The 1,266-nt window shown below is 63.3% G+C and carries 3 protein-coding genes and 1 pseudogene; all 4 read left to right on the top strand.

Annotation, left to right across the window (positions count from 1 at the left end; genetic code table 11):
* Nucleotides 1-154, top strand: a pseudogene (locus tag BRO63_RS33905) (DUF6094 domain-containing protein); the annotation flags it as partial.
* A 49-nt stretch (nucleotides 155-203) separates the two neighbouring features.
* Complete coding sequence (locus BRO63_RS04465; RefSeq protein WP_003050315.1) at nucleotides 204-524, top strand: hypothetical protein; 321 nt, start codon at nucleotides 204-206, stop codon at nucleotides 522-524.
* 85 nt (nucleotides 525-609) lie between these two features.
* On the top strand, nucleotides 610-915 hold the full coding sequence (locus BRO63_RS04470; RefSeq protein WP_003050312.1) for a hypothetical protein: 306 nt from the start codon (nucleotides 610-612) through the stop codon (nucleotides 913-915).
* Between the two features lie 132 nt (nucleotides 916-1,047).
* On the top strand, nucleotides 1,048-1,266 hold a 219-nt coding region (locus BRO63_RS04475), incomplete at its 3' end, for a hypothetical protein (RefSeq protein WP_143219443.1).

Below are 1,266 nucleotides of genomic sequence, written 5' to 3' on the forward strand. Positions count from 1 at the left end.
CAAGGACAAGACGCTCCAGCGGGAATTCACCGAACGCGAAGACGGCTCGATCGCCGAGACCCGCATCCTCACCGACAAGTTTGTTCCCGTCATCCGCGCATGGGACATGACGCCTGGCTCCCCGACACGGGGCGAGGTGCTGACCATCCGCTAATCCCCCGGACGCCTGACGTCCCGCTGCACTTCATCGAAGGAGAAACACCATGTTCCCCAATCCGTTCAAGCGGCCCGCGCCGCACAAGCAACCCTTGTTCGCACCGGCCTCGTTGCAGTTGAGCGAGAAGGTGCATTGGCTGGCCCGCCGAGGTCTCATCGATCCCTTGTCCTATGTGCAGCGCCACGTGCGCGGCGACTGGGGCGAGATCGACGAGGCCACCCGCCAGGCCAACGATGTCGCACTCGATCAGGACAACCTGATGATCTCCCAGTACCGGATCACGCCGGAACTGGTGTTGATCGTGAAGACCAGCGAAGACCACCAGACCACGGTGGTCCAGCTTCCCGAAGAGCGCGACCTGATCTGAAGGCACCGCCTCGTCATCCCATCCACCTGACGGAGCCACTTCACTCCGCCAGGGGTGTCGTGGCTCAATAACCAAGGAGGAGCCCATGGCATCGCATCGCATCGAAACCTACTGCCAGAGGCTGGCGTTCCCCATCGGGGCGCTTATCTTCAGCAGAGCCGTTGACCGCCTGGTCCGCGCGGGTCGCCTCGACCCAATCCCGTACTTCAGGCGCCACACCCGTGGCGACTGGGGAGACGTCAACGTCCAGCAATGGCAGGCCAACAGCACCGCGCTTCAATCAGGTGCTTCGCTGGAGTCGCACTACGTGATCCACCCAGGGCTGGCCATTCGCATCGTTACCGACGCGCAGCGCAGCGCCACCGTCATCGTGTTGCCGTCCGAGGACTGAGCACGGTTCACTCGCAGGCCACCCAGGCCCGCACCTTCAACCTTCGGCCACGCGCCGATTCTCTTCCCACTCCGGGGCATGCCATTGCCCCGTTGGGGGTGGTGCATGCCCCATTTTCTTTGGAGCATCACCATGTCCCTCGATCTCGACACCACTACCGCTGAAGCCACACCCGTGCAGGGCGAACTGCTCGACGCGGAATCCAACCCTCTGACCCTGAGCCTTCAGGATTTCGTTGGCGAGTTCGGCGACGAACTGCTCGACGCCCTCAACAGCGCCAATCCGCCGGTCTATACCGGCCAACCGCAGGCGCACCGGCAACTCATCGTCGCCAGCCTCAAGCGCAAGCTG

Source organism: Achromobacter xylosoxidans, assembly GCF_002192695.1.
Classification (GTDB): domain Bacteria; phylum Pseudomonadota; class Gammaproteobacteria; order Burkholderiales; family Burkholderiaceae_B; genus Achromobacter; species Achromobacter xylosoxidans_C.